A 25,382-nucleotide genomic window follows, 5' to 3' on the forward strand; every position below is an offset into this window, starting at 1 on the left:
ATGGTGGTGCGGGCAGGACTGTCGTCTCCGACCAGCCTGTCCTATGGACGTCCGAGAAAGGCCTATCGGACTTTCTTGATGGGGAGGATGACGAGTGCGCCGACCACTGCGGCCAGTGCGCAGACCGTGAACCACAGCCCGTAGTTGTTGCCGGTCGGGTCGCTGACGTAGACGAGGATGCCGCCGACCAGCGGCGCGAGCGTCTGCGGCAGCGCGTTGGCGATGTTGAAGACGCCGAGGTCCTTGCCGGAGTCGTCGGGGTTCGGCAGCACGTCGACGACGAGCGCCAGGTCCACGCCGACGTAGATGCCGTAGGCGAGTCCGAGGACCGCCTCGAGGACGTAGAAGGCGCCGATGTCCTGCACGAAGATCAGCGCGAAGGTGCCGACCGCGAAGAGCGCGGTCGAGCTCCAGACGAACACCTTGCGGCGCCCGATCCGGTCGGAGAGCCAGCCGGCGAAGTAGCTCGCGCCGACGAGGGTCACCGTGTAGATCAGCACGCTGGTGGTGATCACGGCCGGGATGCTCCCCTCCTCCACGCCGATGTGGTTGAGGAGGTAGAAGAAGCGGAAGGTGGTGAAGCCGAAGCTCGCGAAGATGATCAGGAAGCGCGACCACCACGCGAGCGCGTAGTCGGGGTTCTTCACCGGGCTGACCCAGAAGGTCTCGGCCCAGTCGCGCAGCGTCGCGCGCGGCGGCGCCTGCGGCAGGCGCTTGTCGGGCAGCACGACCGCGAAGACGACCATGGCGACGATCGCGAGGATCGACGGGGCGACGAACATCACGACCAGCTGGCCGGCGAACGCCTGGGCGACGTAGGTGCCCCCGAGGATGCCGACGTTCTGCGCGATGCCGAGCGCCGCGGTGATCTTGCCGCGCTGGAACTTCGGCACCTGGTCGGCGAGCGTCGCGGTGAAGGGGGCGAGCGTCATGTTCGCGCCGAGCTGGGCGAGCGACCAGCCGACGGTGGCGACGAGCAGGGTGGGGGCGAGCGCCATGATCGCGAAGGCGACCGTCATCAGCACCGTGCCGGTCACGATCCAGATCCGGCGCCGGCCGAAGCGGCTCGTCGTGCGGTCGGAGAGGCGGCCGACGACGACGTTCGCGATCGTGGCGAAGAGGGCGCCGAAGCCGCCGAGCACCGCCACGGCGCCGGTCGCGCCGTCCTGCGCGATCTCGCCCGACTCGACGAGCGACTGGATCTTCAGGCCGATGCCGACGACCGCCGGCCCGAGCAGGGCGATGAAGAAGATCAGCTGCGCCGCGAGCAGCCAGAAGACGTAGCCCTTGGTCGCCGGCTCGGTCGGCTCGGAGAACGCGTGGTGCCCCCGCACCGTCGCCGTCGCGGTGGTCATGCCCGAGGGCATCCCCGCGGCGGATCCGCTGGACGTCGTCATGATCGTTCCCTCTCGTCATCGAGTGTGCAGAATCGAGCGGTCGTGCCCAAAACCTTGCGTCGTGTGGTTTTGAGTATGCAGGGCGGCTCACCTCGCCGCAACCGTCGGCCGCCCGAGACGCCGGTCGGGAGTTGCGCAAGATTCTGCCCCCACGACGCTAGCCCTCCCCCTCGCGCCCCCGCCGCCCCTCACCCGAGCTGGCGCGCGACGTCCCGCGAGCAGACCCCTGACGTCGGACTGCACACCCCTCCGCGCCGAACCGCAGACGCCCCAGCGGCCGAACGTACGCTCGAAGCATGCCGACCATCAGCGTCACCGACGCGTGCGCGAACTTCTCCGAACTGATCGTCCGCTCACGCACCGAGGCTGTCATCATCGTGCGCCAGGGACGTCCGGAAGCCGTGCTCATCAGTCCCGAGCAGTACGAGCGGATGAGAGACGCTCTCGAGGACGCGGAGGAGGTGAAGGCCTTCGACGCGGCGCTGGCGGAGGACGGCGACAACATCCCCTGGTCAGAGGCGGAGGCGGAACTCGGCCGTCTGCGAGCGGACGAACGACCTCAGTCCGGAGATGCGGAGGCTGCACCCTGAACCAGGCGTTGAACCAAGAACGGCCCGCCGAAGCGGGCCGTCCTGTTCTGTCTCAACCAGAGTGCGCCCGGAGGGATTCGAACCCCCAACCTTCTGATCCGTAGTCAGATGCTCTATCCGTTGAGCTACGGGCGCAGTCCATCGCGTGGCCTTGGGGGCGCACGCAACGAGGTACGACTATACACATCGGGGAGCCCCTCCGCGAATCGAGCGGGCGCCCGCCCGGGCCCGCGTACCGTGGCAGTCATGGAGGCCGCCGCGATCGAGCTCGTGCGCTTCGTCGTCTCGCCGCTGCACCGGTTCGAGGGGCGGCCGGCGGACGGCCCGATCCCCTCCGAGGGCAACGAGCAGCCCGAGCGGATCGAGATCCGCGCGGGACTCGGCATCGTCGGCGACCGCTACTTCGCCCAGCGCGCGCACCGGACGGCCGCGGTCACCCTCTTCGCGATCGAGTCGCTCGAGCACGTCGCGGCGGAGCTCGGCCGTGCCGCGTTCGACCCCGCCGACACCCGCCGCAACATCATCGTGCGCGGCGCCGACATCGACGCGCTCGCCGGCCGCACCTTCGCGGTGGAGCAGGGCGGCGAGCGGATCGAGTTCCAGGGCGGCCGCCCGGCCAACCCCTGCGCCTGGATGGACGTCTCGCTCGCGCCCGGAGCCTTCAAGGCGATGCGGCGCCGCGGCGGCGTCCGCTGCGCTCCGCTCACCAACGGCGTCCTCCACATCGGGCCCGCCCGGCTGATCCTCCACCGCTCCGAGGACATGCTGATCTGAGCGGATCGGCCAGCGCCTAGGCTCTCCCCCGACCCGTTCCCGCCAGGCCGCTGCGCCGCGACACCCGAGGAGGCGCCCGTGCCCTACCCCGGCCGCCCCCTGCGCGCCCTCGCCTCGAGCGTCCGCCACGGCCTGCGCGACGCCTTCTCCACCACGCCCTCCCGCCGGCGCGACCCGCGCCGCCGCTACAAGAACACCGACGTCTCCGTCCTCCGCGTCCACCGCCGCGACGTCTACGCCCGCGTCAACACCGTCGGCCACACCGGCGAGCGCACCTTCGTCCTCGTCCCGGGCATCGGCGTCGCCGCCACCTACTTCGAGCGGCTCGCCCCGGCGCTCAACGAGTTCGGACCCGTGCACGCCCTCGACCTGCCCGGCTTCGGCGGCGTCCCGCACCCGCCGAACGCCCGGCACATGACCATCGGCGACTACGCCGAGCTCGTCGGCGCGGTCATCGACGACCTCGGCCTCGACGACCCGGTCGTCCTCGGCCACTCGATGGGCACGCAGGTCGTCGCCGAGCTCGCCGCGCGCCGGCCCGAGCTCACCACGATCGTCCTGCTCGGCCCGGTGATGAACCCTCACGAGCGCCGCATCCCCGTCGCCGCCTGGCGGTTCCTCCAGTCGAGCGTCCGCGAGCCGGTCCAGGTCGCCGTCCTCGCCGCCGCCGCGTACCTGCTCTGCGGCCCGCGCTGGTTCTCACGGGTGCTGCCCGAGATGATGCAGTACCGGATCGAGGACGTCCTGCCCCGGATCCGCGCCTCCACGCTGGTCATCCGCGGCGAGTTCGACCGCCTCGTCCCGCGGGAGTGGGCGGAGGAGGTCGCCGAGGCGATCCCGCACGCGCGCGCCTGGGAGATCCCGGACGCCTCGCACTCGGTGATGCACGCCCACGCGGAGGAGGTCGCGCGGCTCTGCGTCGAGCACGCCCGCGCGCCGCAGCCCGACCGCGACGAGGCCGAGCTGCGCCGCTTCCCGGACGACGAGGTCGACCGCTCGCAGGAGGACGCCCCGATCGAGGACCCGCTGGGCGCCGTCCGCGGCCGGGTGACCGAGCTCGCCGGCATCCTCGTCGACGACGACTCGCTGATCGCCGAGGGCAAGACCCAGCACGCGGAGGCGACCGACCCGGCCGCCCTGCAGGAGTCCGACACCGATGCCGGAGACGGCGACTCCGGGCCCGGCCTCTTCGACACGCCCGCCGCACGCTGAGCGCGGAGCCCGCTCAGGACTCCTCGCCCACGATCTCCTCGCGGATGCGCCGCAGGTCCTCGGCGAGCGCCCCCAGCAGGATCCAGTGCTCCGGGTGCGGGGTCACGATCACCAGCGGGGCGGTCAGCGCCGGCAGCTCATCGGTGATCGGCTCGGGTTCCGGCACCGCGACCGAGGACTGCACGAGCAGCCGCAGGTCGTGCGCCGCCCGGTGCAGCTGCACCGCGATGTCCCCGATCGTCGGCTCGCCCACCAGGTCCTGGTCGTAGAGGTCGTGCACCGTGCGGGTCATCCCGCGCACGCGCGTCACGATGCGGGCGAGCCGCGGAGTGACGGAGTCCAGCGCCAGCAGCCGGTCGCGGTGCGCGGAGCGGCGCGGGTTGAGCCGCAGCGACTCCTCACCGGTCGCGATCGCCTCCTCCGCCTTCGTCTGCATGGTCTGCAGCAGCCGCGCGTTGATCAGCAGCTCACTGAGGCGCTCCCGGCCGACCCTCGTCTCGAGCACGTCGGCCAGGTCGTCGAGCGCCGCGGCGAGCTGCGCGGTGAGGTCGCCGACGGCCCGCTCCGCCGGCGCGAGGGTGATCGGCGGGACGATCAGCGCGTTGACGACGATCCCGACGGCCGCGCCGATCAGCGTCTCGAGGATCCGGTCCACGGCGTAGTTCGGCGTCACCGAGCCGACCGAGAGCACGAGCATCGCGCTGATCGGGATCTGCACCGCGGAGGCGGGCGTCAGCCGGACCGCCCAGCCCACGGCGATCGCGGCGACGATCGCGCCGAGGACGATCGCGCTGTCGTCGCCGAAGAGCGTCCCGATCAGCGAGCCGACCACGACGCCGATGATCACGCCGACGCTGCGCTCGAGCGCCTTGGAGAACGACTGGTTCACGCTGGGCGCGACCACCAGCAGCGCCGCGATCGCGCCGAAGACGGGCAGCGTCCCGGGGAAGATCAGGGCGGCGATGATCCAGGTGACGACGGTCGCCGCCGCCGTCTTGACCAGCTGGAGCACCGGCGGCCGCGTGTCCACGGTGAAGCTGGACGTGAGGCGCATGGCTCCACGGTAGCCGCGGCGTGCGGGCGCGGTCACCGCTCCGGCGCCGCCTCGATGCTCGCGAGCACCGCGCGCAGCCCCCGGGCGGCGTCGTCGCGGAGCGCGTCGGGCACCGCGGCGAGCAGTTCCCGCTCCACCTCGAGCACCTCGGGGAAGGCGGCGTCGACCAGCGCGGTCCCCTCGGCGGTCAGCGCGATCAGCGCGCCGCGCCCGTCCGCCGGGTTCGCGGTCCGCAGCACCAGACCGCGGCGCTCGAGCGCGTGCAGCCGCTTCGTCACGGCCGGGGCGGAGGCGAGGCCGATCGTCCGCAGCGTCGTCGGCGACTGCGGTGCGGCGAGCCGGCGCAGCGTCGTCAGCACGTCGAACTCGCCGCGGGTCAGCTCGAAGGCGGCGAGCCGCTCCTCGGTCGCCCGCACGAGCAGGGCGGAGGCGCGGATCAGCCGACCCGCGACGTCCACCGCCGAGGTGTCCAGCTCGGGCCGCAGCCGGCGCCAGCCCGCACGGATCTCATCGACGGCGTCCGGAGCCGCGCCGGGGTCCGGATTCGACGAGTCGCTCGACAGAAGATGATTCACGAGTAAAGTATATCTGGTTCACCCGTGAACGACCTCTCCGGCCGGTGCCGCTCGGACCCGCCCGCCGACCCGAGGACTCCGATGCCCGCCACCCCCTCCCTCCGCAGCGCGCTGCCGCACCCCCCGCGAGCTGGTCGCCTTCGGCCCGCACGACGGCGCCCACCGCGTCGCCCTGCGCGCCGGGATCTCGATGGCGGTGCCGCTCCTCCTCCTCTGGGTCTTCGGCCGCACCGATCTCGCCCTCTACGCCACCTTCGGCGCCTTCACCGCGCTGTACGGACGCCGGCACACCCACCGCCCGCGCCTGCTGATGCAGGCCTCGGCCGCCGCCTACCTGGTCGCGATGGTGACGATCGGCACCGCCGTCGCCCTGTCGCCGCAGCGCGACTGGCTGATCATCCCGGTGGTCACGCTCGCCGCCATCGGCGCCGCCTACCTCAGCGACGCCCTGCACTGGCACCCGCCCGGCCCGCTCTTCCCGGTGTTCGCCGTCACCGCCTGCGCCTCGGTGCCCGTCGAGGCGACGCGGATCCCGGAGGCGTTCGCCCTCGCCGCCGCCTCCGCCGCCTTCTCGCTGCTCATCGGAGTGAGCGGGATCGCCGCCCCGCGCGCCCGGCTGCTGCCCGCGACGCCCTGGCGCCCCTCCTTCCGCGCCGCCGCCGTCCGCTCCACGACCCGCGCCGGGATGCTCCGCTTCGGCGCCGTCGTGCTGATCGCCGGCGCGATCCCCACCGCGACCGGCCTCGGCCACCCCTACTGGGCGATGGTCTCCGCCGTCGCGGCGGTCTCGGGCGCCGACGCGACCGCCCGTCTCGTCCGCGCCGGCCACCGGATGCTCGGCACCGTCATCGGCGTCGCGATCGCCGCGGCGCTGCTCGCCCTGCCGCTGTCCCCGCTCGCCACGATCGGCGTCGTCGTGCTGCTGCAGATGCTCGCCGAGCTCGTCGTCGGCCGCAACTACGGCCTGACCCTCGCCCTGATCACCCCGCTCGCGATCCTGATGGTCGAGCTCGCCCACCACACCGACGAGTTCATCCTTCTGCGCGACCGCGCCCTCGAGACCGCGATCGGCGTCGCCGTCGGCGTGGCCGCCACCCTCCTGTCCCACGCGATCGCCACCCGCACGCACAGCGGAACCGCCGCCACCCGCTGACCGCCGCGCGCCTGCGGAGCACATCGCCCAACTCCAGATCTGCTCCAGATTCAGACACGATCTGGAGCAACGGGGCGCTCGGGTGGGGACCACAAGCGGACTGTCGTGCGGCTCCCCCAGCAGAGCGATCGCGCGTCCGGGCACGACGGAACCCCCGGTCGGCTCGCGCTGACCGAGGGCTCCACGGCGGGGGTCGGCGGGCGCCGGACCCGATGGGCCCGCCCGCCCCCGCACGAGGCGCGGAGTCGCGCGGCGGTTCCCCCCACCGCGCGACCCTCACGCCTCAGCTAGGCGACAAAGCTCCACTTCTGGTGGTTGCCTCCGTTGCAGGACCAGGTCCCGAGCTGACGACCCGCGGTCGTGCTCTCGTCGGGCACGTCGAGGCAGGCGCCGCTCGCGCGGTTGACGATCGTCTGACCGCTCACCTGCCACTGCGCCGTCGATCCGGACGTGCAGGGCGCCTGCACCAGCGCGCCGCCGGACCCCGACGTCCCGGACTGCGCGAGGCAGAGCCCGCTGTGCTGCGTCTGGAACTGCACGTAGCCACCGGCCGACGCCCGGGCGAACACGGCGTTCGACCCGTTGCCGCAGGTCCACTGGACCACCTTCGAGCCGGTCGCGGTCGAGTCGTCCGCGACGTTCACGCAGAGTCCGCTCGAGGCGGACTTGATCGTCGACCGCGGCAGCGCCGGGGCGGCGTTCACCGTTCCCGCCGCGGTGTCGATGACGACCCCGTCCACCTCAGGCATGGCGACCGATGTGTTCGACGGGAACTGCAGCGGCTGCCAGACGTAGCTGGAGTCGTTGACCGCGCCGTTGTTGGCGCCCGCCCAGCGGTCGCCCATGTAGAGGTAGGACGTGCCGGCGCTGCCGCTGATGGTCGCGACGTAGGTCGGCTGCGAGCGGTTGCCGGTCGGCCCGCCGAAGTCGGTCGGCGTCGACCACGGCCCGGTGATCTTCGTGGCCGTGGAGTACTTGTTCTGGTTCGGGCTCCAGCCGGTGGTCCCGGACGAGAGCGCGAAGTAGACGCCGTTGCGCTTGAAGATCGTCGGCGCCTCACGCGACTGGTTCTCCCAGTGCAGGCCCTGGAACGACTCGACGTTCGTGTACGACGCGTTGAGCTTGAAGATCGCCGTCGACGCGTTCGTCGTGGGGATGGCCGTCGACGAGAAGAGGTACGCCGACCCGTCGTCGTCCTGGTACACCGTCATGTCGCGCGACTCGTAGCCCTGCGGCCGGAAGCTGCCCTGGTAGGCGTAGGAGCCGTCGATCGTGCTCGAGGTCGCGACCGCGACCCGGCCCTCCCAGTAGTTCTGCCCGTTCTCCCAGTGCATCCAGAGCACGTACTTCTGCGTCGCCGCGTTGTAGACGAGCTTCGGCCGCTCGATCGTGGAGACGTTCAGCTCCGGCGCCGAGTTCTTGGTGAGGATGTCGCCGCGGAACTCCCAGTTCTTGAAGTCGGTGGAGCGGTAGAGCGGGACCGAGATGAACCGGTTGTCCGCGTCGGTGCTCTGACCGACCCAGTAGTAGTACTGCCCGACCTTGAGCAGCCCGGCGCCGTGCCCGTGGATCGGCTGGCCCTGGGTGGTGAGGAACTGCGTGCCGTTGGTGACGGTCTGCGGCGCCGCCGTCGCGGGCGCCAGGCCCGTGACCGCGACCAGCGCCGCCGTGGCGAGCGCCATGAGCGCCAGCCTGATCCGTCCTCGTCGTTTCGTCATTGAAACTCTCCTTCTAGTTGAGGGTCATCGAGGGGACGACCCACGTGGTGGTCGACATCGCGGGAGCGGATGCCGTGAACCGGTTGCCGGCGAGCGCGGCCGAGGGCAGCGCCGCGAGGTCCTGGGAGCCGCTGGTGCGCACCCCGGAGGCGGTCGCGGTGGCGGGAGCGAATCGGGTGAGGTCGTAGGTGACCGTCGCGGCCGTCGAGGTGGTGTTGACCGTGACGAGGACGACGCGCCTGCCGGCCTCGTCGTGGAAGGCGACGGTGTCGTTGTCGCTCACGCCGATCACCCGGTAGCCGCGGCGGATGTAGCGGCTCCACTGCGCCATCGCCCAGAACTTCTTGTTCCGGGTGTAGCTCGACAGGTCCGCGGAGGCGTTGTTGAGGTCGGTGTCGAGCATCCCCCAGCCCCCGGAGTCGACCGCCTGCCAGTAGGCGAACGCGCTCGCGCCGAGCCACTTCACGTCCCAGAGGATGTTCTGCGAGAGGGTCGTGCCGCTGGCGTCGCCGTTGCCGTGCTCGGAGTCCCAGATCCGCGTGCCGCGAGCTGCGGTCTTGAAGCCGGTCCGGTCGGAGCCCTCGTAGCTGTGCACGTTGTACTGCCCGACGAGCGCGCGGGTCTGCGCGGACCAGCTGTTCACCGTGTCGCGGCCGACGTCGATGCTCGTCTCGTCCGACGCCGCGATCCGCGTCGGCGACCCCTGCCGCGCGAGCTCGTCCGCCAGCGCCTCGAGCATCGTCGCCTGGTTCGCCGGGAGCATCCGGTTGCCCTCCTGGCGGTTGCCGAAGGTCCAGTAGGCGGCGCTCGGCTCGTTCACCGGCGACAGGGTGCGGAACGGGACGCCCCACGTCGTGCGGAAGCGCTCGTTGACCGTCACGAGGTAGCGGGCGAAGGCCTCGTAGCTGTCGGGGCGCAGGTTCTCGGCGGCGTTCCTGCCCCCGGTGACACTGCCCGAGATCGTCATCCACCAGGGCGGCGAGTTGGCGAAGGACTCGGCGAGGAAGTCGCTGGCCGGGATCCGCGACTTCGCGGCCTGGAGGAACCAGCGCTGATTCGGATCCGCCGACCAGTCGTAGGCCGCCGAGGCGGACGCGAGGTAGCCGGGGATGCGGGCGCGCAGGTCCATGTGCCCGGGGTAGGCCGGGTTCTCGCCGCCACCGATGTTGTAGCGGACGATGTTCAGCCCGAGACCCTTGTCGCGGTCGAAGAGCAGATCGGCGTAGGTGTCGCGCACGGCCGCCGTGCCGCCGATGCGGTGCGCGAACCAGCAGAGCGCCGTGCCGAAGCCCTCCCACACCGGTCCCCGCTGCGCCGGGTCGACGACCGCCGTGCCGGTGGCGGCGTACGCGGGTGCGGCGCCCGGCCCGGCCACCGCCGTGACCGCGCCCGTGAGCGCTGCCGTGCCTGCGAGGGCGAGAAGCCCTCTCCTGTCCATCGTCATGGGTACCTCCTTGTACCGTGGTGCTCGTGCAGCGGCGCTCGATCGGCGTCTCCACTGCGCGGATGTCCACGTCAACATCACTTCGGTGAACGTAGCATGGCAGCGCAACCATGGCCAGCACGATGCGCGCCACGATGGTCAGGAGCCTCGGACGGGGGTCACTCACGTCCAGGGAGGATCGTCGTCCCCGAGCACCAGGAGCGACGCACCCGGGAACGACAGAACCCCCGGTCGGCTCTCGCTGACTCGGGGGTTCTGACTGGCGGTACCGGTGGGATTTGAACCCACGGTGGACGCAAGCCCACACATGTTTTCGAGACATGCTCCTTCGGCCGCTCGGACACGGTACCGAGGACGAGTGTACGCGAGGCTCAGGAATCCCGCCAATCGGCGCGGGAACCGCGGCCGAGCGCGGGCGTGCGGCCGGCGCCGAGGCGTCAGGCGGGCTCGGGCAGGAGGAAGGCGAGCACCCGGTCCCACTCGGAGACCGCGAGCAGATGGCCTCGGCCGGGCACGACCTCGAGGCGCGAGTCGGGCAGGCGGGCGGCGTACCACTCGCCGTGCTGGCGGCCGACGGTCGCGTCCTCGCCGCCGTAGAGGAGGAGCGCCGGGGCGTCGACCGTCTCGACCGCGAAGCCCCACTCCTGGAGGGTGTAGCCCACGATGTCCGCGGCCTGGCCGAGGTTGCCCTGGGCGACGGCGCGCTCGAGCATCACCAGGAGCCGCTCGCGGACGCCGGGCGCCTCGAGCACGTCCGTGTCGGCGGCGTCCCCTCCGAGCACGCCGAGCAGCGACTCGGGGGTGGGTGACGGACCGAACGCCGTGTCGAGCGCGGCGGCGAGGGAGCGGACGGCCTCGTCCACCGGCAGCTCGCGCAGCTGCTCGAGCATCGCCCGGTTCTGCTCGCCGACCCACGGCACGGCGTCATCGGGCGCGGGAGTGCCGAGGACGGCGACGCGCCCGACCAGGCCCGGGTAGTTGGCCGAGAGGGCGAGGGCGACGCGGCCGCCCGCCGACCAGCCGGCCGCGGTGACGGAGGCGATGCCCGCGGTGGCCAGGTACTCGGCGATGTCGGCGGCGGCCTGCTCCGGGCTCGCCCCGGCACCGGCGCCGGCGGGATCGACGTCGGTCAGCAGCTCCGAGGCGCCGTAGCCGGGGCGGTCGAACGAGAGCAGCCGCACGCCGTGGCGGGCGGTGGCCGCGGGGTCGGGGTCGAGTCCGGCGGCGCCGGGTGCGGGGTGCACGAGCACGACGACGTGCTCGGCGCCCTCCGAGCCGGACCAGGCGACTCCGAGCGCGCGGCCGGACTTGAGCGTGTGCACCGTCGAGGTCATGGGCCCAGTCTCCCGCAGACGACCGACACCGCCGGCGCGCCGCTCGGGTGCCGGCCGGACTCCTCCCCAGCGAGTCACTCGGCCGGCTGTCCACCGTCCGGGCGCGGCGCGTCCGGGTGTCGGCGGTGGCCGCTAGGGTCGAAGACACGTTCGAAAGAACTCTCCGATGTCGGAGGCCGGCCGTAGCGTCGCCGGTGCTCCCGCACTCCACCCCTGCCCCGCACTCCCCCGGCCCGGAAGGACCCCATGGCCTCCTCGAAGACGCGCACCGCCGCCTACCGCTGCTCCGAGTGCGGCTGGACGACCGCGAAGTGGGTCGGCCGCTGCGGCGAGTGCCAGCAGTGGGGCTCGGTGATCGAGAGCACCGAGCGCACCGGCCTCGTCCGCGCGGTCGCCGCCGTCGCCCCCACGGCGGCGCGGCTCGCCAAGCCGATCACCCAGATCGAGACCACCTCCGCCGCGCACCGGCCCACGGGCGTCGGCGAGCTCGATCGGGTGCTCGGCGGCGGCATCGTCAACGGCGCCGTCGTCCTCCTCTCCGGCGAGCCCGGCGTCGGCAAGTCGACGCTGCTGCTCGAGGTCGCCTCGCGCGCCGCCGCCGAGGGCCAGCGCGTCCTCTACGTCAGCGCGGAGGAGTCCGCCGCCCAGGTGCGGATGCGGGCCGAGCGCACCGGCGCCATGCACGACAGCCTCTTCCTCGCCGCCGAGACCGACCTCGCCACCGTCCTCGGCCAGATCGACGAGGTCCGCCCGGACCTCTTGATCGTCGACTCCGTGCAGACCGTCGCGAGCGACACGGTGGACGGCCTGCCCGGCGGTCCGAGCCAAGTCCGCGAGGTCGCCGCGACGCTGATCCGCGTCTGCAAGGAGCGCGCGCTGCCCCTCGTGCTCGTCGGCCACGTCACGAAGGACGGCTCGATCGCCGGCCCGCGCCTGCTCGAGCACCTCGTCGACGTCGTCTGCCACTTCGAGGGCGACCGCCAGACGGCGCTGCGCTTCGTCCGCTCCCTCAAGAACCGCTTCGGCCCGACCGACGAGGTCGGCTGCTTCGAGATGACCGCCGAGGGCATCGCCGAGATCCCCGACCCCAGCGGCCTCTTCCTCAGCCGCACCCGCTTCCCCACCCCGGGCATCTGCGTCACCGTCGCGATGGAGGGGCGCCGCGCCCTGCCCGTCGAGATCCAGGCCCTCGTCATCGCGAACGACGGCGACCACCCGCGCCGGGTGACCAACGGCGTGGACGCCTCCCGCGTCGCGATGATCCTCGCGGTGCTCGAGCGCCAGGCCGGGATCCCGCTCCGCCGCTGCGACGTCTACGTCTCGACCGTCGGCGGAGTGAAGCTGATGGAGCCGGCCGCCGACCTCGCCATCGCCGTCGCGATCGCCTCGGCCCACGCCTACACGCCGCTGCGCCCCGGCATCGCGGCCTTCGGCGAGATCAGCCTCTCCGGGGACATCCGCCCGGCGTCCGGCGCGAAGCAGCGCGCCAACGAGGCCACCCGGCTCGGCCACCCCTCCCACCTGGACTCGAGCGCCTTCACCCTCTCGAGCGCGATCACCCACGCCCTCGTGCCGGTGCCGACCCGCATCCCCGTCGGCTGACGGCCCCCGCGCCGGACCGCCGCCCTAGGCTGACCCCGTGAGCAGCGACACCGAGCGGGCCGGCACCGACCAGGACCGTCCCGCCACCGACGGACGCTCTGCCCCCGCCTCCGCACCGGCGGTCCGCCGCCGCCGCCGCTTCCCGATCCCCGCGCTGCTCGACCAGGCCTTCTTCGTCCTCGGCGGCGTCGCGGCGACGCTGCTGGCCGTCGTCCTCGTCACCGACGGCGTCCGCTCCGGCTGGGCCCAGATCGGCTTCTACGTCGCCGTCTGGGTCCTGGTCGCCTACCTCGTGCTGCCGCGGCTGCACCGGATCCTCACCCGCCTGTACGTGCCCGACTACTTCATCGGCCGCGCGCGCACCAGCGACGGCCTGCTCGGCGACCCGGTCAACCTCGCCTTCCAGGGCAGCGACGCGCAGCTGGTCCACGCGATGACCTCCTCCGGCTGGACCCGCGCCGACGAGGTCACGGTGCGCAGCAGCCGGCGGATCATCACCGCCACGCTCACCCGCCGCAGCTACCACCGCGCCCCCGTCTCGCCGCTCTTCGTGTTCGGGCGGCAGCAGGACGTCGCGTTCCAGCAGGAGGTCGCCGGCAACCCGGGCAAGCGCCACCACGTGCGCTTCTGGCGCTGCCCCGAGAACTGGTTCCTGCCCGGCGGGTTCCCCGTCGAGTGGGTCGCCGCCGGCACCTTCGACCGCAGTGTCGGACTGTCGCTCTTCACCCTCCAGGTCACGCACAAGATCTCCCCCGACACCGACCAGGAGCGCGACCACATCGTGGCGAGCCTCCGCGAGCACCACCCCGAGGTGACGGTCGACGTCATCCAGGACTTCTCCACCGGCTACCACTCCCGCAACGGCGGCGGCGACTCCATCGTCACCGACGGCGATCTGCCGGTCGTCGACCTCCGCGCGATCCCCCTGCCGTCCGGGGCCGCCGAGCGCGACGCGATCGCCCCCGTCGCCGCCACCGAGCTCGCCGGTGCACTCGGCACCTCGTCCGCGACGGTCCTCCGCCGGCCCGTCACCACCCACGTCGGGGCCCTGATGCTCGTCGCCCGCGGCCTCGCGTACGCGCTCCAGGCCGTGCTGCTGCTCGCCGGCGCCGCCTCGCTCGACGACCTGACCTGGCTCGACGGCGGCACCGCCACCGCGGGCGGCTCCACACTCGACGAGGCCTCGACCCGGCCGATCGCCGCCGCCCTCCTCGGGGCGGCGACGCTCCTCTGGCTGCTCCTCGGCGCGCTCGTGCTCCGCGGCTCCGGGACGGCCCGCCTGCTCGCCCTCTCCTCCAGCCTGCTCAGCACGATCACCGCCTTCGCCGCGGTGCTCCAGGGCGGCGCGGCGATCAGCCTGCAGACCAACCTCGGCAGCGTCGCCTTCGACATCCTCGTGCTGCTCGCCCTCTCGAGCCGCAGCTCCCGCGACTACGCGGCCGCGAAGAGCCGGCTCCGCGCCGACCGCCGTGCCGAGAGCAGGTCGAGACGGGCCGCGCGCAGCCGGACGGGCTAGACCCCGCCGCCTCCGCCGCCGCCCCCGCCGCCGCCGGAGCTGCCGCCGCCGCCCGCGCCGCCGCTCGACGAGCTCGACGAGGAGCCGACGAAGCTCGACGCGGTCGAGGAGAACGAGGAGATGCTCCCCGCGAACGCCGCGGCGTGGAACCCCGTCGACCCCGAGTACCAGACCGGGCTCTCACCCGTCTGCTCGTAGGCGGTCGCGAGCGCCGCCGACCACTCCTTCTCCAGCCCGAGGAGCACCGCCCACGGCAGCAGCCGCTCGGTCACCTCGACGACCTCGACCGGACCGACGCTGCGCCGGTCGGCACCGCGGGGCGACTGCAGCATCGCGAACCGGTCCGCCTCCGCCAGCCGCAGGTACAGCTCGAGACCCTTCAGGTGGTCGCGCAGCTCCGCGCCGGCCGCAGTCAGCGGCACCTTCGCGAGCAGGACGCAGACCAGCGCCCCCACGACCAGCGCCGAGAGGAGCAGCACGATCGGCAGAGCCCCGCCGAGCGCCGCCCCGAGCAGGAGCGCCCCGGACAGCACGACGCCGACGACGGCGACCACCGCGAGCACGACCAGGAGCACGGAGCCGCGCACCGTCCCGGAGCGCCGCAGTCCCTCCTCCACGACCCGCGCGGACATCACCGTCTGGAAGGACGACACCGCCTTCCCGAACTCCTTGTCCTTCCCGCTCAGATCGCGGACGGCGCCCGGCGAGGGCGAGGGCCCGAACGCGATGTCGAAGAACTCCCGGTCGACGGGAGGGACGACCCGCGGTCGGCCGGCCCGTCGCGGCGCGGCCATCGCCGGATCGAGCACGCGGAGGAGGAAGCCCGGCTTCCTCCCCGAGTCCTTCTCCTCGACCCGGACCAGACCGCGGACCGCCGCGTCGAGCAGCGCCGCGGCCGGAGCGCGCGAGGACCGCCCGCGCAGCGCCGCGGAGAGGAAGAGCCCCTGCGCGGGCGGCTCGTACTCGGCGATCACCGTCGGGCGCCCCGGAGCATCGCGCAGCACGGTGGCACGCCGACGGATCGCCGCGACGAGCACGCCGAACAGCACGAGCATCGACGCCAGCTGCACCCAGGCCCAGCCCGAGGCGAAGTAGCCGTCGTCGCGCGGCGTGAAGGTCCCCGGCGCGAATCCGACGGCGACCGTCACGTTCTCGTACGCCGCCAGGTCGGTCCCGCTCGCAGTCAGCACGGCGCCGTCGCGGCCGATCGAGCAGCCGTCGGTGGAGCCGGCCGCGCCACGGTAGCAGGACGCGGTCCCGGTCGCCGCCTCGGCCAGGCCGCCGGTGAGCCGGACCCGGACGTCGTAGCGGTCGAAGGGCTGCCGCCACTGCGTGCCGTTCGCGTCCCAGTAGAACTCGTCCTCGCCGCTCCTCGTGCCGGAGCCGGGCAGCGTCACGTCGTGCTGGGTGTAGGTGAAGACGTAGGTCTGGCTGCCGCTGACGAAGCCGTCCGCGGCGCTCGTCACGAGGAGGATCCCGTCCTCGGTCTCGGTGTCGACGGGCCGAGCCCGTCCCGTCTCGTCCGTCACCGACACCAGGTCGACGCCGGTCGGGTAGCCCTGGTATTCGAGCGGGATCGCCCGCTGCATCCCGCGGTTCTGGTCCTCGGGGAACTCCGCGACGAAGGTCTCGACCGTCGTCAGCGTCGAGCGCCCCTCGGCGTCGCGGCCGAGGTCGTAGTCGACGGCGTAGCGGGAGAAGCGGAAGTCGTCGACGGCGCGTGCTGGTCCGCCGATGGCGGCGGCGCCGACGGCAGCGGCGGCGGCCGGCTCGCCCGCGTGGACCGCCGGCAGTGGCCCGGCCGCCGCCGTGGGCGCCCCCGCCAGCACGGCCGCGAGCAGCATCCCCGCCGCTCCCGCGGACAGCCCGGGTCCGCGCGCTCCGGAGCCCCGCCCCCTCGGCGTGATCGCGGACAGGAGCCGGCGGAGCGTCCTCATCATGTCCGTGAGCGTACGCGCGCGTGTTCCGCGCCACCTCCCCCTGATGGGCGACAGGCGGGACGGACTACTGCAGCAGGAACTGCGTCGTCGACCCCGACGGGATGCCCGCGACCGAGACCGACAGGTTGTAAGCCGCGCCGCCCCCCTCGACCGCCTCGCGCCCGCCGGAGCAGGTGTCCGGCGAGGAGCGGGTGCGGTCCCAGGTGATCGAGCTGCCCGTCACCGAGGTGCCGGCCGGGAGCAGGATCTCCAGGGACGACGCACCCGTCTGGCAGTCGGTCGAGGTCCAGACCGGGTCGGACCCGCTGGTGATCGTGAAGACCTGTCCGCTCGTCCCGGCGTCGATCACGCAGTCGGTGCTCGAGATGTTCGCGAGCGACAGCGAGAGCTGCGGCGCCTCGTCCGGCCCGTAGCTCGTCGCGTCGGTGACGGCCGTGACCGCGACGGTGTCGGTGGTGCAGGCGGCGGCGTCGGCGGGCGGCGAGCCCTCCGGCGCCGTCGAGGGGTAGAGCGTCGGCAGCGACGAGGCCGTCGGGCTCGCGCTCTCAGCGGCTCCGCGCGCGCCCGCCCACGGCTGCAGCGAGACCAGCGCGGCGATCCCGGCGATGATCACCAGGAGCGCGAGGATCAGGCCGGCCCTGCGCCGCCGGTAGACCCGGGAGGGCAGGCGGCGGGGAGGCGGAGTCACCGACACAGGCTACGACGCGCGAGCGCTCAGAGCGTCTTGAGCATGCGGGTGTTGCCGAGCGTGTTCGGCTTCACCCGGGCGAGGTCGAGGAACTCGGCCACGCCCTCATCGGGAGAGCGCAGCAGCTCGGCGTACACCTCGGGGTCGACGACCTTCTCGCCGATCGGCGCGTAGCCGTGGCGCTCGAAGAAGCCGACCTCGAAGGTCAGGCAGAACAGGCGCTTGAGCCCGAGCTCCCGCGCGTCGTTCTCCAGGCGCTCCAGGATGTGGTGGCCGACGCCCCGGCCGAGCCAGTCCTTCGCGACGGCGAGGGTGCGCACCTCCGCGATGTCGTCCCACATCACGTGCAGCGCGCCGCAGCCGATGGCGGTGCCGTCACCGGACTCCGCGATGCGGAACTCCTGCACGGCGCCGTAGAGCACCACGCGGTCCTTGCCGAGGAGGATGCGCTCGTTGACGAGCGGCTCGCTGAGCTCCTGGATGAAGGGGACGTCGCTCGTGCGCGCGCGGCGCACCGGGTACTTCCAATCGGCCATCCGACAAGCGTACGGCCGAACGACGACGAGCCCGTCCCTCCGCGAGGAGGAACGGGCTCGCTGTCGTGCTGTGCGGGTGCTACGCCATCAGGTCGGGCGTCGCCGGACCGGCGGTCGCCGCTCCCGCCGTCGCACCGGCGCTGATCGAGATCAGGCGCGGCGTCGTCGTGAAGACGAACTTGCCCTCCGCGAAGTCCACGTGCACGTGGTCTCCGGCACCGAGCTGGCCGTGCAGGATCTGCTCGGACAGCTGGTCCTCGATCTCGCGCTGGATCGCGCGGCGCAGCGGGCGGGCGCCGAGGGCCGGGTCGAACCCGACCTCGATCAGCCGCTCCTTGGCCGACTGCGTCAGCTCCACCGTCATGTCGCGGTCCAGCAGGCGGTCGCCGAGGCGGCCGATGAACAGGTCGACGATCTGGAGCAGCTCGGGCTTCGACAGCTGCGGGAAGACGATGACGTCGTCCACGCGGTTGAGGAACTCGGGCTTGAAGTGCTTCTTCAGCTCCTCGTTGACCTTGCCGCGCATGCGGTCGTAGCCGGTGGCGTTCTCGCCCTCGATCTGGAACCCGACGGGACCACCGGCGATGTCACGCGCACCGAGGTTGGTGGTCATGATGATGACGGTGTTCTTGAAGTCGACGACGCGCCCCTGGCCGTCGGTCAGACGACCCTCCTCGAGGATCTGGAGGAGCGAGTTGAAGATGTCGGGGTGGGCCTTCTCGATCTCGTCGAAGAGGACCACGCTGAAGGGCTTCCGGCGGACCTTCTCGGTGAGCTGGCCGCCCTCCTCGAAGCCGACGAACCCGGGAGGGGCACCGAACAGCCGCGAGACGGTGTGCTTCTCGCCGTACTCCGACATGTCGAGCGAGATCATCGCGTTCTCGTCGTCGAAGAGGAACTCGGCGAGCGCCTTGGCGAGCTCGGTCTTTCCGACGCCGGTGGGGCCGGCGAAGATGAACGATCCCGAGGGGCGCTTGGGGTCCTTGAGCCCGGCGCGGGTGCGGCGGATGGTCCGCGAGAGGGCCGCGATGGCCTCCTCCTGGCCGATGACGCGCTGGTGCAGCGCCTTCTCCATGAAGACGAGCCGCGAGGACTCCTCCTCGGTCAGCTTGAAGACCGGGATGCCCGTCGCCTGGGCGAGGACCTCGGCGATCAGGCCCTCGTCGACGACACCGGTCGCCTTGACGTCGCCCGACTTCCACTTCTTCTCCAGGCGCAGGCGCTCACCGAGCAGCTGCTTCTCCTCGTCACGGAGCGACGCGGCCTTCTCGAAGTCCTGGTCCTCGATCGCGGCCTCCTTCGCGGTGCGGACGACGGCGATCTTGTCGTCGAACTCGCGCAGCTCCGGCGGGGCCGAGAGGATCGAGAGGCGCAGGCGGGCGCCGGCCTCGTCGATCAGGTCGATGGCCTTGTCGGGGAGGAAGCGGTCGCTGATGTAGCGGTCCGCGAGGTTGGCGGCCGAGACGATGGCACCGTCGGTGATGGACACCTTGTGGTGCGCCTCGTAGCGGTCGCGCAGGCCCTTGAGGATGTTGATGGTGTGGGGCAGCGACGGCTCCGCGACCTGGATCGGCTGGAAGCGGCGCTCGAGCGCGGCGTCCTTCTCGAAGTGCTTGCGGTACTCGTCGAGCGTGGTCGCGCCGATGGTCTGCAGCTCGCCGCGGGCGAGCAGCGGCTTGAGGATCGAGGCGGCGTCGATCGCGCCCTCCGCGGCCCCTGCGCCGACGAGGGTGTGGATCTCGTCGATGAAGGTGATGATGTCGCCGCGGGTGCGGATCTCCTTCGTCACCTTCTTGAGGCGCTCCTCGAAGTCTCCGCGGTAGCGGGAGCCGGCGATGAGCGAGCCGAGGTCGAGCGTGTAGAGCTGCTTGTCCTTGAGCGTCTCGGGCACGTCACCGCGCACGATCGCCTGGGCGAGGCCCTCGACGACGGCGGTCTTGCCGACGCCGGGCTCGCCGATCAGGACGGGGTTGTTCTTGGAGCGGCGGGAGAGGATCTGCATGACCCGCTCGATCTCCTTCTCGCGCCCGATGACCGGGTCGAGCTTGTTGTCGCGCGCCGCCTGCGTGAGGTTGCGTCCGAACTGGTCGAGGATCTGCGAGCCGCCCTGAGGCTGCTGCTGCTCACCACCCACGGCGACCTGCTCCTTGCCCTGGTAGCCCGAGAGGAGCTGGATGACCTGCTGGCGCACCCGGTTGAGGTCGGCGCCCAGCTTGACGAGCACCTGTGCGGCGACGCCCTCGCCCTCGCGGATGAGGCCGAGCAGGATGTGCTCGGTCCCGATGTAGTTGTGGCCGAGCTGCAGCGCTTCGCGCAGGGACAGCTCGAGGACCTTCTTCGCACGCGGCGTGAAGGGGATGTGGCCGGTGGGCTGCTGCTGCCCCTGGCCGATGATGTCCTGGACCTGCTCGCGCACCGCGTCGAGCGAGATGCCGAGGGATTCGAGCGCCTTGGCGGCCACTCCCTCGCCCTCGTGGATCAGGCCGAGCAGGATGTGCTCGGTCCCGATGTAGTTGTGATTGAGCATCTTGGCCTCTTCTTGGGCCAGGACGACGACGCGCCGTGCGCGATCGGTGAATCTCTCGAACATGCTGTCACTCCCTACAGAACCCGCAGGGGTGGGCTCCGATAGCTCGACTGTAGCCAGCGCTCCCCCCGGTCGGACCCCCTGTTCGCCCTGGGCGTGAGGACCGATTTCTATGCACAGACATAGACTTCCGCTATGAGCAATCTGGAGGAGCATCCGGACGAGCACGCGGTCGCGTCCGAGCCGGTCGCCGCGTCTCCCGTCGAGATCCTCGAGGCGCGACTCGTGCCGCTCGGCGGAGCCCGCGCCATCGAGGTGCGGCGCACCCTCCCCCAGCGCTCGCGCTCCACGATCGGCGCCTGGTGCTTCGCGGACCACTACGGTCCGGTGCGCCTCGGCGAGGAGGCGGGGATGGACGTCCCGCCGCACCCGCACACCGGACTGCAGACGGTCAGCTGGCTCTTCGAGGGCGAGATCGACCACCGCGACAGCGTCGGGAGCCACCAGCTCGTGCGTCCGGGCGAGCTCAATCTGATGACCGCCGGGCGCGGCATCTCGCACTCCGAGGTCTCCACCGGCGCCGAGCCCGTTCTGCACGGTGTGCAGCTCTGGGTGGCGCTGCCCGAGGAGGCGCGCCTGGGCGAGCCGTTCTTCGAGCACCACCGCGGCGTGCGGGTGGAGCTGCCCGGTGCGACGGCGCAGGTCTTCGTCGGCGAGCTGCTCGGCGCCTCCGTGCCCGCGAGCGTGTTCACCCCGCTCGTCGCCGCGCAGCTCGACCTCGAGCCGGGCGCCCGCGTCGAGATCCCGCTCGAGACCGCGTGGGAGCACGGAGTGCTGGTCGACGCCGGCCCGCTCGAGGTGGACGGCGTCGACGTCCCCCGCTCCGACCTCGCCTACCTCGCGCCGGGTCGCGACGTGCTGGTGCTGGCGGCCGGGGACGCGGGCGCCCGGGTCGTGCTGATCGGCGGCGAGCCGTTCCCGGACCAGCTGGTGATGTGGTGGAACTTCGTCGGCCGCAGCCACGACGACGTCGCCTCCGCGCGCGAGCGCTGGCAGAGCGACGTCATCGCGGGCGGTGACGCGGACGGGCCGTTCGGCACGGTCGCGGACTACCCCGGCCTGGCACTGCCGGCGCCGACCCTGCCGACCGTCCGGCTGAAGCCGCGCCGACGCGCCTGAGCGCGCCGGCGCCGGTCCGGCTCAGGAGGTTCGGCTCAGGAGGCTCCGGCCGCCTTCTCCTTCTCCTTCGCCGCGCGCTTCTCCGCCGCCTCGCGGTCGGTCGCCTCGGCGGTCTCGCGGAACGCGCGGCGCGGATCCTGCAGCGCGCTCATCGGCGACAGGTCGCGGCGCGAGACAGCGTCGACGACCCAGCCGGCGATGATGCGCCACTTGCGGTCGAACGTCGGCACGGCCGCCCCGTGGTACGCCCGGTGCGCGAGCCAGGCGGGCACTCCGCGGAGCTTCACGCCCTTGATGACCCCCGCGCCCTTGCCGATCCCGTACTCGGCGACCGTGCCGACGGACACGTGCCGGTACTCCTCGACCAGGCCGCCGGTGATGTCGGCGATGATGTTGCGCGCCAGCAGCTTGGCCTGGCGGACGGCGTTCTGGGCGTTCGGCGGGTAGTACGCGGGCTGCTTCGCGGCGGTGAGGTCGGGCACCTGCGCGCCGTCGCCCGCCGCCCAGGCCGAGCCGACGGGCTCGCCGTCCTCGGTGATCACCCGGAGGCGAGCGTCGGCCATCACGTGCCCCTTCGGCCCGCGCGGCGCGTCGGTCGCGTCGAGGATCGGGTTGGGCTTCACGCCCGCGGTCCAGACGATCGTCGCGGCGGGGATCCGCTCACCGCTGGAGAGCTCGACCACGCCGTCCTCGCAGGAGGGCATCGTCGTCTTCAGGTGCACGTGCACGCCGCGCTCGCGGAGGTGGTCGAGCGTCCAGACCGAGAGCTCCGGGCCGACCTCGGGCGCGACGCGGTCGAGCGCCTCGACGAGGTGCCAGGTGACGTCGCCCATCGACAGCGAGGGCTGCGCGGCGAGGGTGCGGCGGCTGAGGTCGAGCAGTTCGCTGAGCGCCTCGACCCCGGTGTAGCCGCCGCCGACGAAGACGAAGGTGAGCAGGCGCCGGCGCTCGGTCGGATCGGTGGTCAGCGCGGCCTTCGCGATGTTCTCGATGACGCGGTCGCGCAGGTGCGCCGCCTCCTCGACCGTCTTGAAGCCGATGGCGTGCTCGGCGAGACCGGGCGTCGGGAAGGTGCGGGTCACCGCGCCGAGCGCGAAGACGACGTGGTCGAAGGGCAGCGTGCGGCTGGTGCCGTCCATCGCTGCGACGGTGGCCGAGCGCTCGGCCAGGCTGACGCCGGTGATCGCGCCGCGGACGATGCGGGTGCGCTTCAGCGCCTGCACCAGCGGCACCGTGACGTGGCGCGGCTGGACGTGCCCGCCGGCCACCTCGGGGAGGAGCGGCTGGTAGGTCATGTAGGGGTTCGGCTCGACGACGGTGACGTCGATCGGCGTCGCTCCGCGGAGCTTCTCGAGGCCCCAGGCCGTGTAGAGGCCGACGTAGCCGCCGCCGAGGATGAGGATGCGCATCGTTCTGCTCGCCGCCATGACGTTCCCTTCTGAAGTGCCGGCCCCGGAAGGACCGACGGCCCACCGTGCTGAGGACGCTCCGACGCTACGCCGGGCGCCTCGGACAGCACAGGGCCTTGCGCGAGCCGCCGTCACCCGCAAGCGCCGAGGGCGGGCGACGATCGGCGGAACCGCGGGCGAGGGCCGGCTCAGCCCGCGGCGAGGTCCTCCCCGTTCAGACGGCGGCGGTACTCGCTCGGGGACAGTCCCGTCTCGGTCGCGATCGCGCGCCGCAGCCGCTCGGGCGACGAGAAGCCGGAGCGCCGCGCGATGTCGCTGAGCGGGAGGATGCTCGACTCCGGTGTGCCGACCAGGCGCAGGGCGTTCTCGGTGCGGACGTCGGAGATGAGCCTGCGCAGGGTCGAGCCGCGCTCGTCGGCCACCGCGCGCTGCAGCGTGCGCAGGCTGACCCGGCAGCGCCGCGCCACCGTGCTCGGGTCGAGCGTCGGGTCGCTGTAGTCGGCCTGGATGACCTGCAGGGCGGCCTCGACCATCTCGTGCAGACCGAGGCGCTCGCGCGAGCCCTCCTCCCGCTCCGAGCCGAGCAGCCGGGCGAGTCGCAGGACGGTGCCCTCGAGGTACTCGGCCTGCACCGGGTTCTCGGGGTCGAGCTCGGCCAGGAACGCCCGCAGCATCGTCCGCGCGGTGTTCGTCGTCGAGGTGGCGGGGACGAGCCGCACCGGATCGGCGCGACGGCGCTCGGAGACGCCGTTGTCGGCGCAGAGCACGAGGAAGCGGGCCGGACGGGACGTGCGGACGACGACCGGATCCTCCGAGGAGAGGGCGAGCCCGCCCTCCTCGACCTCGAGCAGGCCGGACGACGTGTCGACGGCGAGGACGCCGTCCATCGGCAGGAGGAAGACCGAGGAGCCGTCGACGGCGCTCGCTCCGGGCCAGCGGACGGCGAACGGCGTCGAGACGACGTGGACCACGCGGACGCGCTCGGTCGCGGCGATGGCGAGGTCCATCCGGAAGCCGGACGTCGTCGGCACGGAGACGTCCACCGTGCGGCGCAGTGCCACGGCGCCCGCTGAGCCCCGGAGCCGCACGGCGCGGGCTCCGGCACTCAGCGGGACGCAGAGCGGATTCAGATGGGAGGGACGAGGGATCACGAGGGCGACTCCGATCGAAGAGGAGCGGACGTCGAGGAACGTTCGCCTTCGGAGCGTAACAAGAAGTGAGAGAGTCTCGCCATTCCTGAGCGAAGCTCGAGCCTCCCCTATTGGAGGGCCGAGGTGAGCCGCGCCAGATTGTCGAGGATCGTCGAGCGCAGCGGCTGCTGGCGCCACTCGCGCAGTGTCAGTTCGCGGGAGTGCTCCCGGTAGTCCTGCTGCACCTCGCGCAGGTCCTCGACGAAGTCGGAGCCGCGCACCATCAGCGACACCTCGAGGTTGAGCGTGAAGGAGCGCATGTCCATGTTGCTCGAGCCGATCACGGCGACGTCGTCGTCGATGGTGAAGTGCTTCGCGTGCAGGATCGTGGGCTTGCGGTACATCCAGATCCGCACGCCGGCGGTGAGCAGCGTCTCGTAGTAGGAGCGCTGCGCGTGGTAGACGACGGCCTGGTCGCCGATCTCGGAGACGAAGAGCTCGACGTGCACGCCGCGGCGGGTCGCGGTCGTGATCGCGTAGAGCATCGCCTCGTCGGGGACGAAGTAGGGGCTCGTGATGATGATCGACTTCTGCGCCGAGTAGAGCAGCGCGAGGAAGAGCCGGAGGTTGTTCTCGCCGTCGAAGCCCGGGCCGCTCGGCACCACCTGGCAGTCGATGGTGTCGCGCTGCTGCAGCGCCTCCATCGGCTCGGACTCGCGCAGGAGCAGCTCGTCCGTCTCGCTGTACCAGTCGGTGATGAAGATCGCGTTGATGCCCTGCACCACCGGGCCCTCGAGGCGCACCATCAGGTCGTGCCAGTGCAGGCCGCGGCGGATGTTGCCGCGCTTGTTGTAGCTCGAGTCGACGACGTTCTGCGAGCCCATGAACGCCGCGTTGCCGTCCACGATCAGCAGCTTGCGGTGGTTGCGGAGGTCCGGGCGCTGGTACTGGCCGAGCCACGGGCGGACGGGGAGCATGTACGACCAGCGTGCACCGGCTCGCTCCAGCGCCCTCAGGCGGCGGTGCGTCCCGGTGTAGTAGCCGGGGACGCGGATCGACGCGATGTGGTCCAGCAGGATCCGCACCGTCACGCCGCGGGCGACGGCGCGGTCGAGCGCGTCGAAGAACGGGGCCGTCGTCGCGTCGGCGGCGAGGATGTAGAACTCGCAGTGCACGTAGCGGCGGGCGCGGTCGATCTCGTCGGCCATCGCGCGGATGGTCTGCTCGTAGCCGCCCTGCAGGCGGGCGTCGTTGCCGCCGACGAGGGGCATCGCGCCGAGGTTGCGGTTGAGGGTGACGACGGACTCGAGCCAGAGCGGCCAGGGGTGGTCGCGGGCGACCCGGTCGATGCCCTCGGTCGACTCGAGGATGAAGCGGTTGATCTCCTCCTGCTTGCGCCGGCGCTTGCGCGGCAGCCGGTAGCTGCCGATGAAGAGGAAGAGCAGGATGCCGACGTAGGGGATCAGGAAGATCGCCATCAGCCAGGCGAGGCCGGTCGTCGGGCGGCGGTTGCGCGGGACGACGACGACCGCGATCACGCGGACGACGAGCTCCACGACGATCGCGCCGACCGCGAGGACCAGCGACCAGTCGGGGGAGTTCAC

20 protein-coding genes and 2 tRNA genes are annotated in these 25,382 nt (G+C 72.2%); 7 read left to right on the plus strand and 15 right to left on the minus strand.

Features of this window, described 5'->3' with window-relative positions; translation table 11 throughout:
- Window positions 1–62: 62 nt before the first annotated feature.
- Window positions 63–1,397 carry an MFS transporter gene (locus MT353_RS07190; RefSeq protein WP_243623976.1) on the minus strand — a complete coding sequence of 445 codons (1,335 nt, stop codon included), beginning with the start codon at window positions 1,395–1,397 and terminating at the stop codon, window positions 63–65.
- A gap of 296 nt (window positions 1,398–1,693) precedes the next feature.
- Between MT353_RS07190 and MT353_RS07195 the strand changes: the two genes are divergently transcribed.
- Complete coding sequence (locus MT353_RS07195; protein WP_243623977.1) at window positions 1,694–1,987, plus strand: type II toxin-antitoxin system Phd/YefM family antitoxin; 294 nt, start codon at window positions 1,694–1,696, stop codon at window positions 1,985–1,987.
- Between the two features lie 62 nt (window positions 1,988–2,049).
- Here the strand turns inward: MT353_RS07195 and MT353_RS07200 are convergent.
- Window positions 2,050–2,122 (minus strand) — tRNA-Arg (locus tag MT353_RS07200).
- Window positions 2,123–2,233: 111 nt separating this feature from the next.
- On the opposite strand from MT353_RS07200, the gene MT353_RS07205 reads away from it, so the two are divergent.
- Together MT353_RS07205 and MT353_RS07210 are read left to right on the plus strand one after the other, a co-directional pair.
- Window positions 2,234–2,761: an MOSC domain-containing protein gene (locus MT353_RS07205; RefSeq protein WP_123736632.1), complete on the plus strand. Its 528-nt coding sequence runs from the start codon at window positions 2,234–2,236 to the stop codon at window positions 2,759–2,761.
- A 78-nt stretch (window positions 2,762–2,839) separates the two neighbouring features.
- The gene (locus tag MT353_RS07210; protein ID WP_243623978.1) at window positions 2,840–3,973 is read left to right on the plus strand and encodes an alpha/beta fold hydrolase; all 1,134 of its coding nucleotides are present in this window, start codon (window positions 2,840–2,842) and stop codon (window positions 3,971–3,973) included.
- Window positions 3,974–3,986: 13 nt separating this feature from the next.
- On the opposite strand, the gene MT353_RS07215 is transcribed toward MT353_RS07210, so the two are convergent.
- Both MT353_RS07215 and MT353_RS21910 read right to left on the minus strand, forming a co-directional pair.
- The gene (locus MT353_RS07215; RefSeq protein ID WP_243581167.1) at window positions 3,987–5,027 is read right to left on the minus strand and encodes an aromatic acid exporter family protein; all 1,041 of its coding nucleotides are present in this window, start codon (window positions 5,025–5,027) and stop codon (window positions 3,987–3,989) included.
- A gap of 32 nt (window positions 5,028–5,059) precedes the next feature.
- Complete coding sequence (locus MT353_RS21910; protein ID WP_243623979.1) at window positions 5,060–5,602, minus strand: MarR family winged helix-turn-helix transcriptional regulator; 543 nt, start codon at window positions 5,600–5,602, stop codon at window positions 5,060–5,062.
- Window positions 5,603–5,792: 190 nt separating this feature from the next.
- Between MT353_RS21910 and MT353_RS07225 the strand changes: the two genes are divergently transcribed.
- Entirely contained in the window at window positions 5,793–6,755 is a 963-nt protein-coding gene (locus MT353_RS07225; protein ID WP_243623980.1) for an FUSC family protein, read from the plus strand.
- A 287-nt stretch (window positions 6,756–7,042) separates the two neighbouring features.
- On the opposite strand, the gene MT353_RS07230 is transcribed toward MT353_RS07225, so the two are convergent.
- The 4 genes from MT353_RS07230 to MT353_RS07245 form a co-directional block, all read right to left on the minus strand.
- The gene (locus tag MT353_RS07230) at window positions 7,043–8,473 is read right to left on the minus strand and encodes an RICIN domain-containing protein (RefSeq protein ID WP_243623981.1); all 1,431 of its coding nucleotides are present in this window, start codon (window positions 8,471–8,473) and stop codon (window positions 7,043–7,045) included.
- Window positions 8,474–8,486: 13 nt separating this feature from the next.
- The gene (locus tag MT353_RS07235; RefSeq protein WP_243623982.1) at window positions 8,487–9,917 is read right to left on the minus strand and encodes a glycoside hydrolase; all 1,431 of its coding nucleotides are present in this window, start codon (window positions 9,915–9,917) and stop codon (window positions 8,487–8,489) included.
- A 260-nt stretch (window positions 9,918–10,177) separates the two neighbouring features.
- Window positions 10,178–10,267 (minus strand) — tRNA-Ser (locus MT353_RS07240).
- Between the two features lie 87 nt (window positions 10,268–10,354).
- Window positions 10,355–11,251, minus strand: a complete 897-nt coding sequence (locus MT353_RS07245; RefSeq protein ID WP_243598155.1) for an alpha/beta fold hydrolase — start codon at window positions 11,249–11,251, stop codon at window positions 10,355–10,357.
- Window positions 11,252–11,497: 246 nt separating this feature from the next.
- Between MT353_RS07245 and radA the strand changes: the two genes are divergently transcribed.
- Window positions 11,498–12,853, plus strand: a complete 1,356-nt coding sequence (radA, locus tag MT353_RS07250; protein ID WP_123736624.1) for a DNA repair protein RadA — start codon at window positions 11,498–11,500, stop codon at window positions 12,851–12,853.
- A gap of 37 nt (window positions 12,854–12,890) precedes the next feature.
- Complete coding sequence (locus MT353_RS07255) at window positions 12,891–14,369, plus strand: LssY C-terminal domain-containing protein (protein WP_243623983.1); 1,479 nt, start codon at window positions 12,891–12,893, stop codon at window positions 14,367–14,369.
- Here the strand turns inward: MT353_RS07255 and MT353_RS07260 are convergent.
- From MT353_RS07260 to MT353_RS07275, 4 genes are all read right to left on the minus strand, one after another.
- On the minus strand, window positions 14,366–16,309 hold the full coding sequence (locus MT353_RS07260) for a DUF2207 domain-containing protein (protein WP_243623984.1): 1,944 nt from the start codon (window positions 16,307–16,309) through the stop codon (window positions 14,366–14,368). The two genes, MT353_RS07255 and MT353_RS07260, sit on opposite strands and share 4 nt — an antisense overlap.
- A gap of 64 nt (window positions 16,310–16,373) precedes the next feature.
- The gene (locus MT353_RS07265; protein WP_243623985.1) at window positions 16,374–16,997 is read right to left on the minus strand and encodes a hypothetical protein; all 624 of its coding nucleotides are present in this window, start codon (window positions 16,995–16,997) and stop codon (window positions 16,374–16,376) included.
- Window positions 16,998–17,023: 26 nt separating this feature from the next.
- Window positions 17,024–17,533: an amino-acid N-acetyltransferase gene (locus tag MT353_RS07270; RefSeq protein ID WP_123446786.1), complete on the minus strand. Its 510-nt coding sequence runs from the start codon at window positions 17,531–17,533 to the stop codon at window positions 17,024–17,026.
- Between the two features lie 79 nt (window positions 17,534–17,612).
- Complete coding sequence (locus tag MT353_RS07275) at window positions 17,613–20,123, minus strand: ATP-dependent Clp protease ATP-binding subunit (RefSeq protein WP_123446787.1); 2,511 nt, start codon at window positions 20,121–20,123, stop codon at window positions 17,613–17,615.
- A gap of 132 nt (window positions 20,124–20,255) precedes the next feature.
- On the opposite strand from MT353_RS07275, the gene MT353_RS07280 reads away from it, so the two are divergent.
- A complete protein-coding gene (locus MT353_RS07280; RefSeq protein ID WP_243623986.1) occupies window positions 20,256–21,239 on the plus strand; it encodes a pirin family protein in 984 nt (327 codons plus the stop codon).
- Between the two features lie 35 nt (window positions 21,240–21,274).
- Here MT353_RS07280 and MT353_RS07285 read toward each other — a convergent pair whose 3' ends face one another.
- The 3 genes from MT353_RS07285 to cls all read right to left on the minus strand — a co-directional run bounded on the left by MT353_RS07285 (window position 21,275) and on the right by cls (window position 25,382).
- Window positions 21,275–22,666, minus strand: a complete 1,392-nt coding sequence (locus MT353_RS07285) for an NAD(P)/FAD-dependent oxidoreductase (RefSeq protein WP_243623987.1) — start codon at window positions 22,664–22,666, stop codon at window positions 21,275–21,277.
- A gap of 170 nt (window positions 22,667–22,836) precedes the next feature.
- Complete coding sequence (locus MT353_RS07290) at window positions 22,837–23,709, minus strand: helix-turn-helix domain-containing protein (RefSeq protein WP_243598149.1); 873 nt, start codon at window positions 23,707–23,709, stop codon at window positions 22,837–22,839.
- 197 nt (window positions 23,710–23,906) lie between these two features.
- Window positions 23,907–25,382 carry a cardiolipin synthase gene (gene cls, locus MT353_RS07295; protein WP_243598148.1) on the minus strand — a complete coding sequence of 492 codons (1,476 nt, stop codon included), beginning with the start codon at window positions 25,380–25,382 and terminating at the stop codon, window positions 23,907–23,909.

This window comes from Rathayibacter sp. VKM Ac-2927 (assembly GCF_022815525.1).
In the GTDB taxonomy this organism is placed as follows: domain Bacteria; phylum Actinomycetota; class Actinomycetes; order Actinomycetales; family Microbacteriaceae; genus Rathayibacter; species Rathayibacter festucae.

Coding starts and splice junctions, on each gene's coding strand:
- MT353_RS07230 (WP_243623981.1), bottom strand. CDS start 8,473: ATGACGAAACGACGAGGACGGATCAGGCTGGCGCTCATGGCGCTCGCC.
- MT353_RS07260 (WP_243623984.1), bottom strand. CDS start 16,309: ATGATGAGGACGCTCCGCCGGCTCCTGTCCGCGATCACGCCGAGGGGG.
- MT353_RS07280 (WP_243623986.1), top strand. CDS start 20,256: ATGAGCAATCTGGAGGAGCATCCGGACGAGCACGCGGTCGCGTCCGAG.
- radA (WP_123736624.1), top strand. CDS start 11,498: ATGGCCTCCTCGAAGACGCGCACCGCCGCCTACCGCTGCTCCGAGTGC.
- MT353_RS07215 (WP_243581167.1), bottom strand. CDS start 5,027: ATGCGCCTCACGTCCAGCTTCACCGTGGACACGCGGCCGCCGGTGCTC.
- MT353_RS07275 (WP_123446787.1), bottom strand. CDS start 20,123: ATGTTCGAGAGATTCACCGATCGCGCACGGCGCGTCGTCGTCCTGGCC.
- MT353_RS07285 (WP_243623987.1), bottom strand. CDS start 22,666: ATGGCGGCGAGCAGAACGATGCGCATCCTCATCCTCGGCGGCGGCTAC.
- MT353_RS07195 (WP_243623977.1), top strand. CDS start 1,694: ATGCCGACCATCAGCGTCACCGACGCGTGCGCGAACTTCTCCGAACTG.
- MT353_RS07235 (WP_243623982.1), bottom strand. CDS start 9,917: ATGACGATGGACAGGAGAGGGCTTCTCGCCCTCGCAGGCACGGCAGCG.
- MT353_RS07270 (WP_123446786.1), bottom strand. CDS start 17,533: ATGGCCGATTGGAAGTACCCGGTGCGCCGCGCGCGCACGAGCGACGTC.
- MT353_RS07205 (WP_123736632.1), top strand. CDS start 2,234: ATGGAGGCCGCCGCGATCGAGCTCGTGCGCTTCGTCGTCTCGCCGCTG.
- MT353_RS07225 (WP_243623980.1), top strand. CDS start 5,793: ATGGCGGTGCCGCTCCTCCTCCTCTGGGTCTTCGGCCGCACCGATCTC.
- MT353_RS07190 (WP_243623976.1), bottom strand. CDS start 1,397: ATGACGACGTCCAGCGGATCCGCCGCGGGGATGCCCTCGGGCATGACC.
- MT353_RS07245 (WP_243598155.1), bottom strand. CDS start 11,251: ATGACCTCGACGGTGCACACGCTCAAGTCCGGCCGCGCGCTCGGAGTC.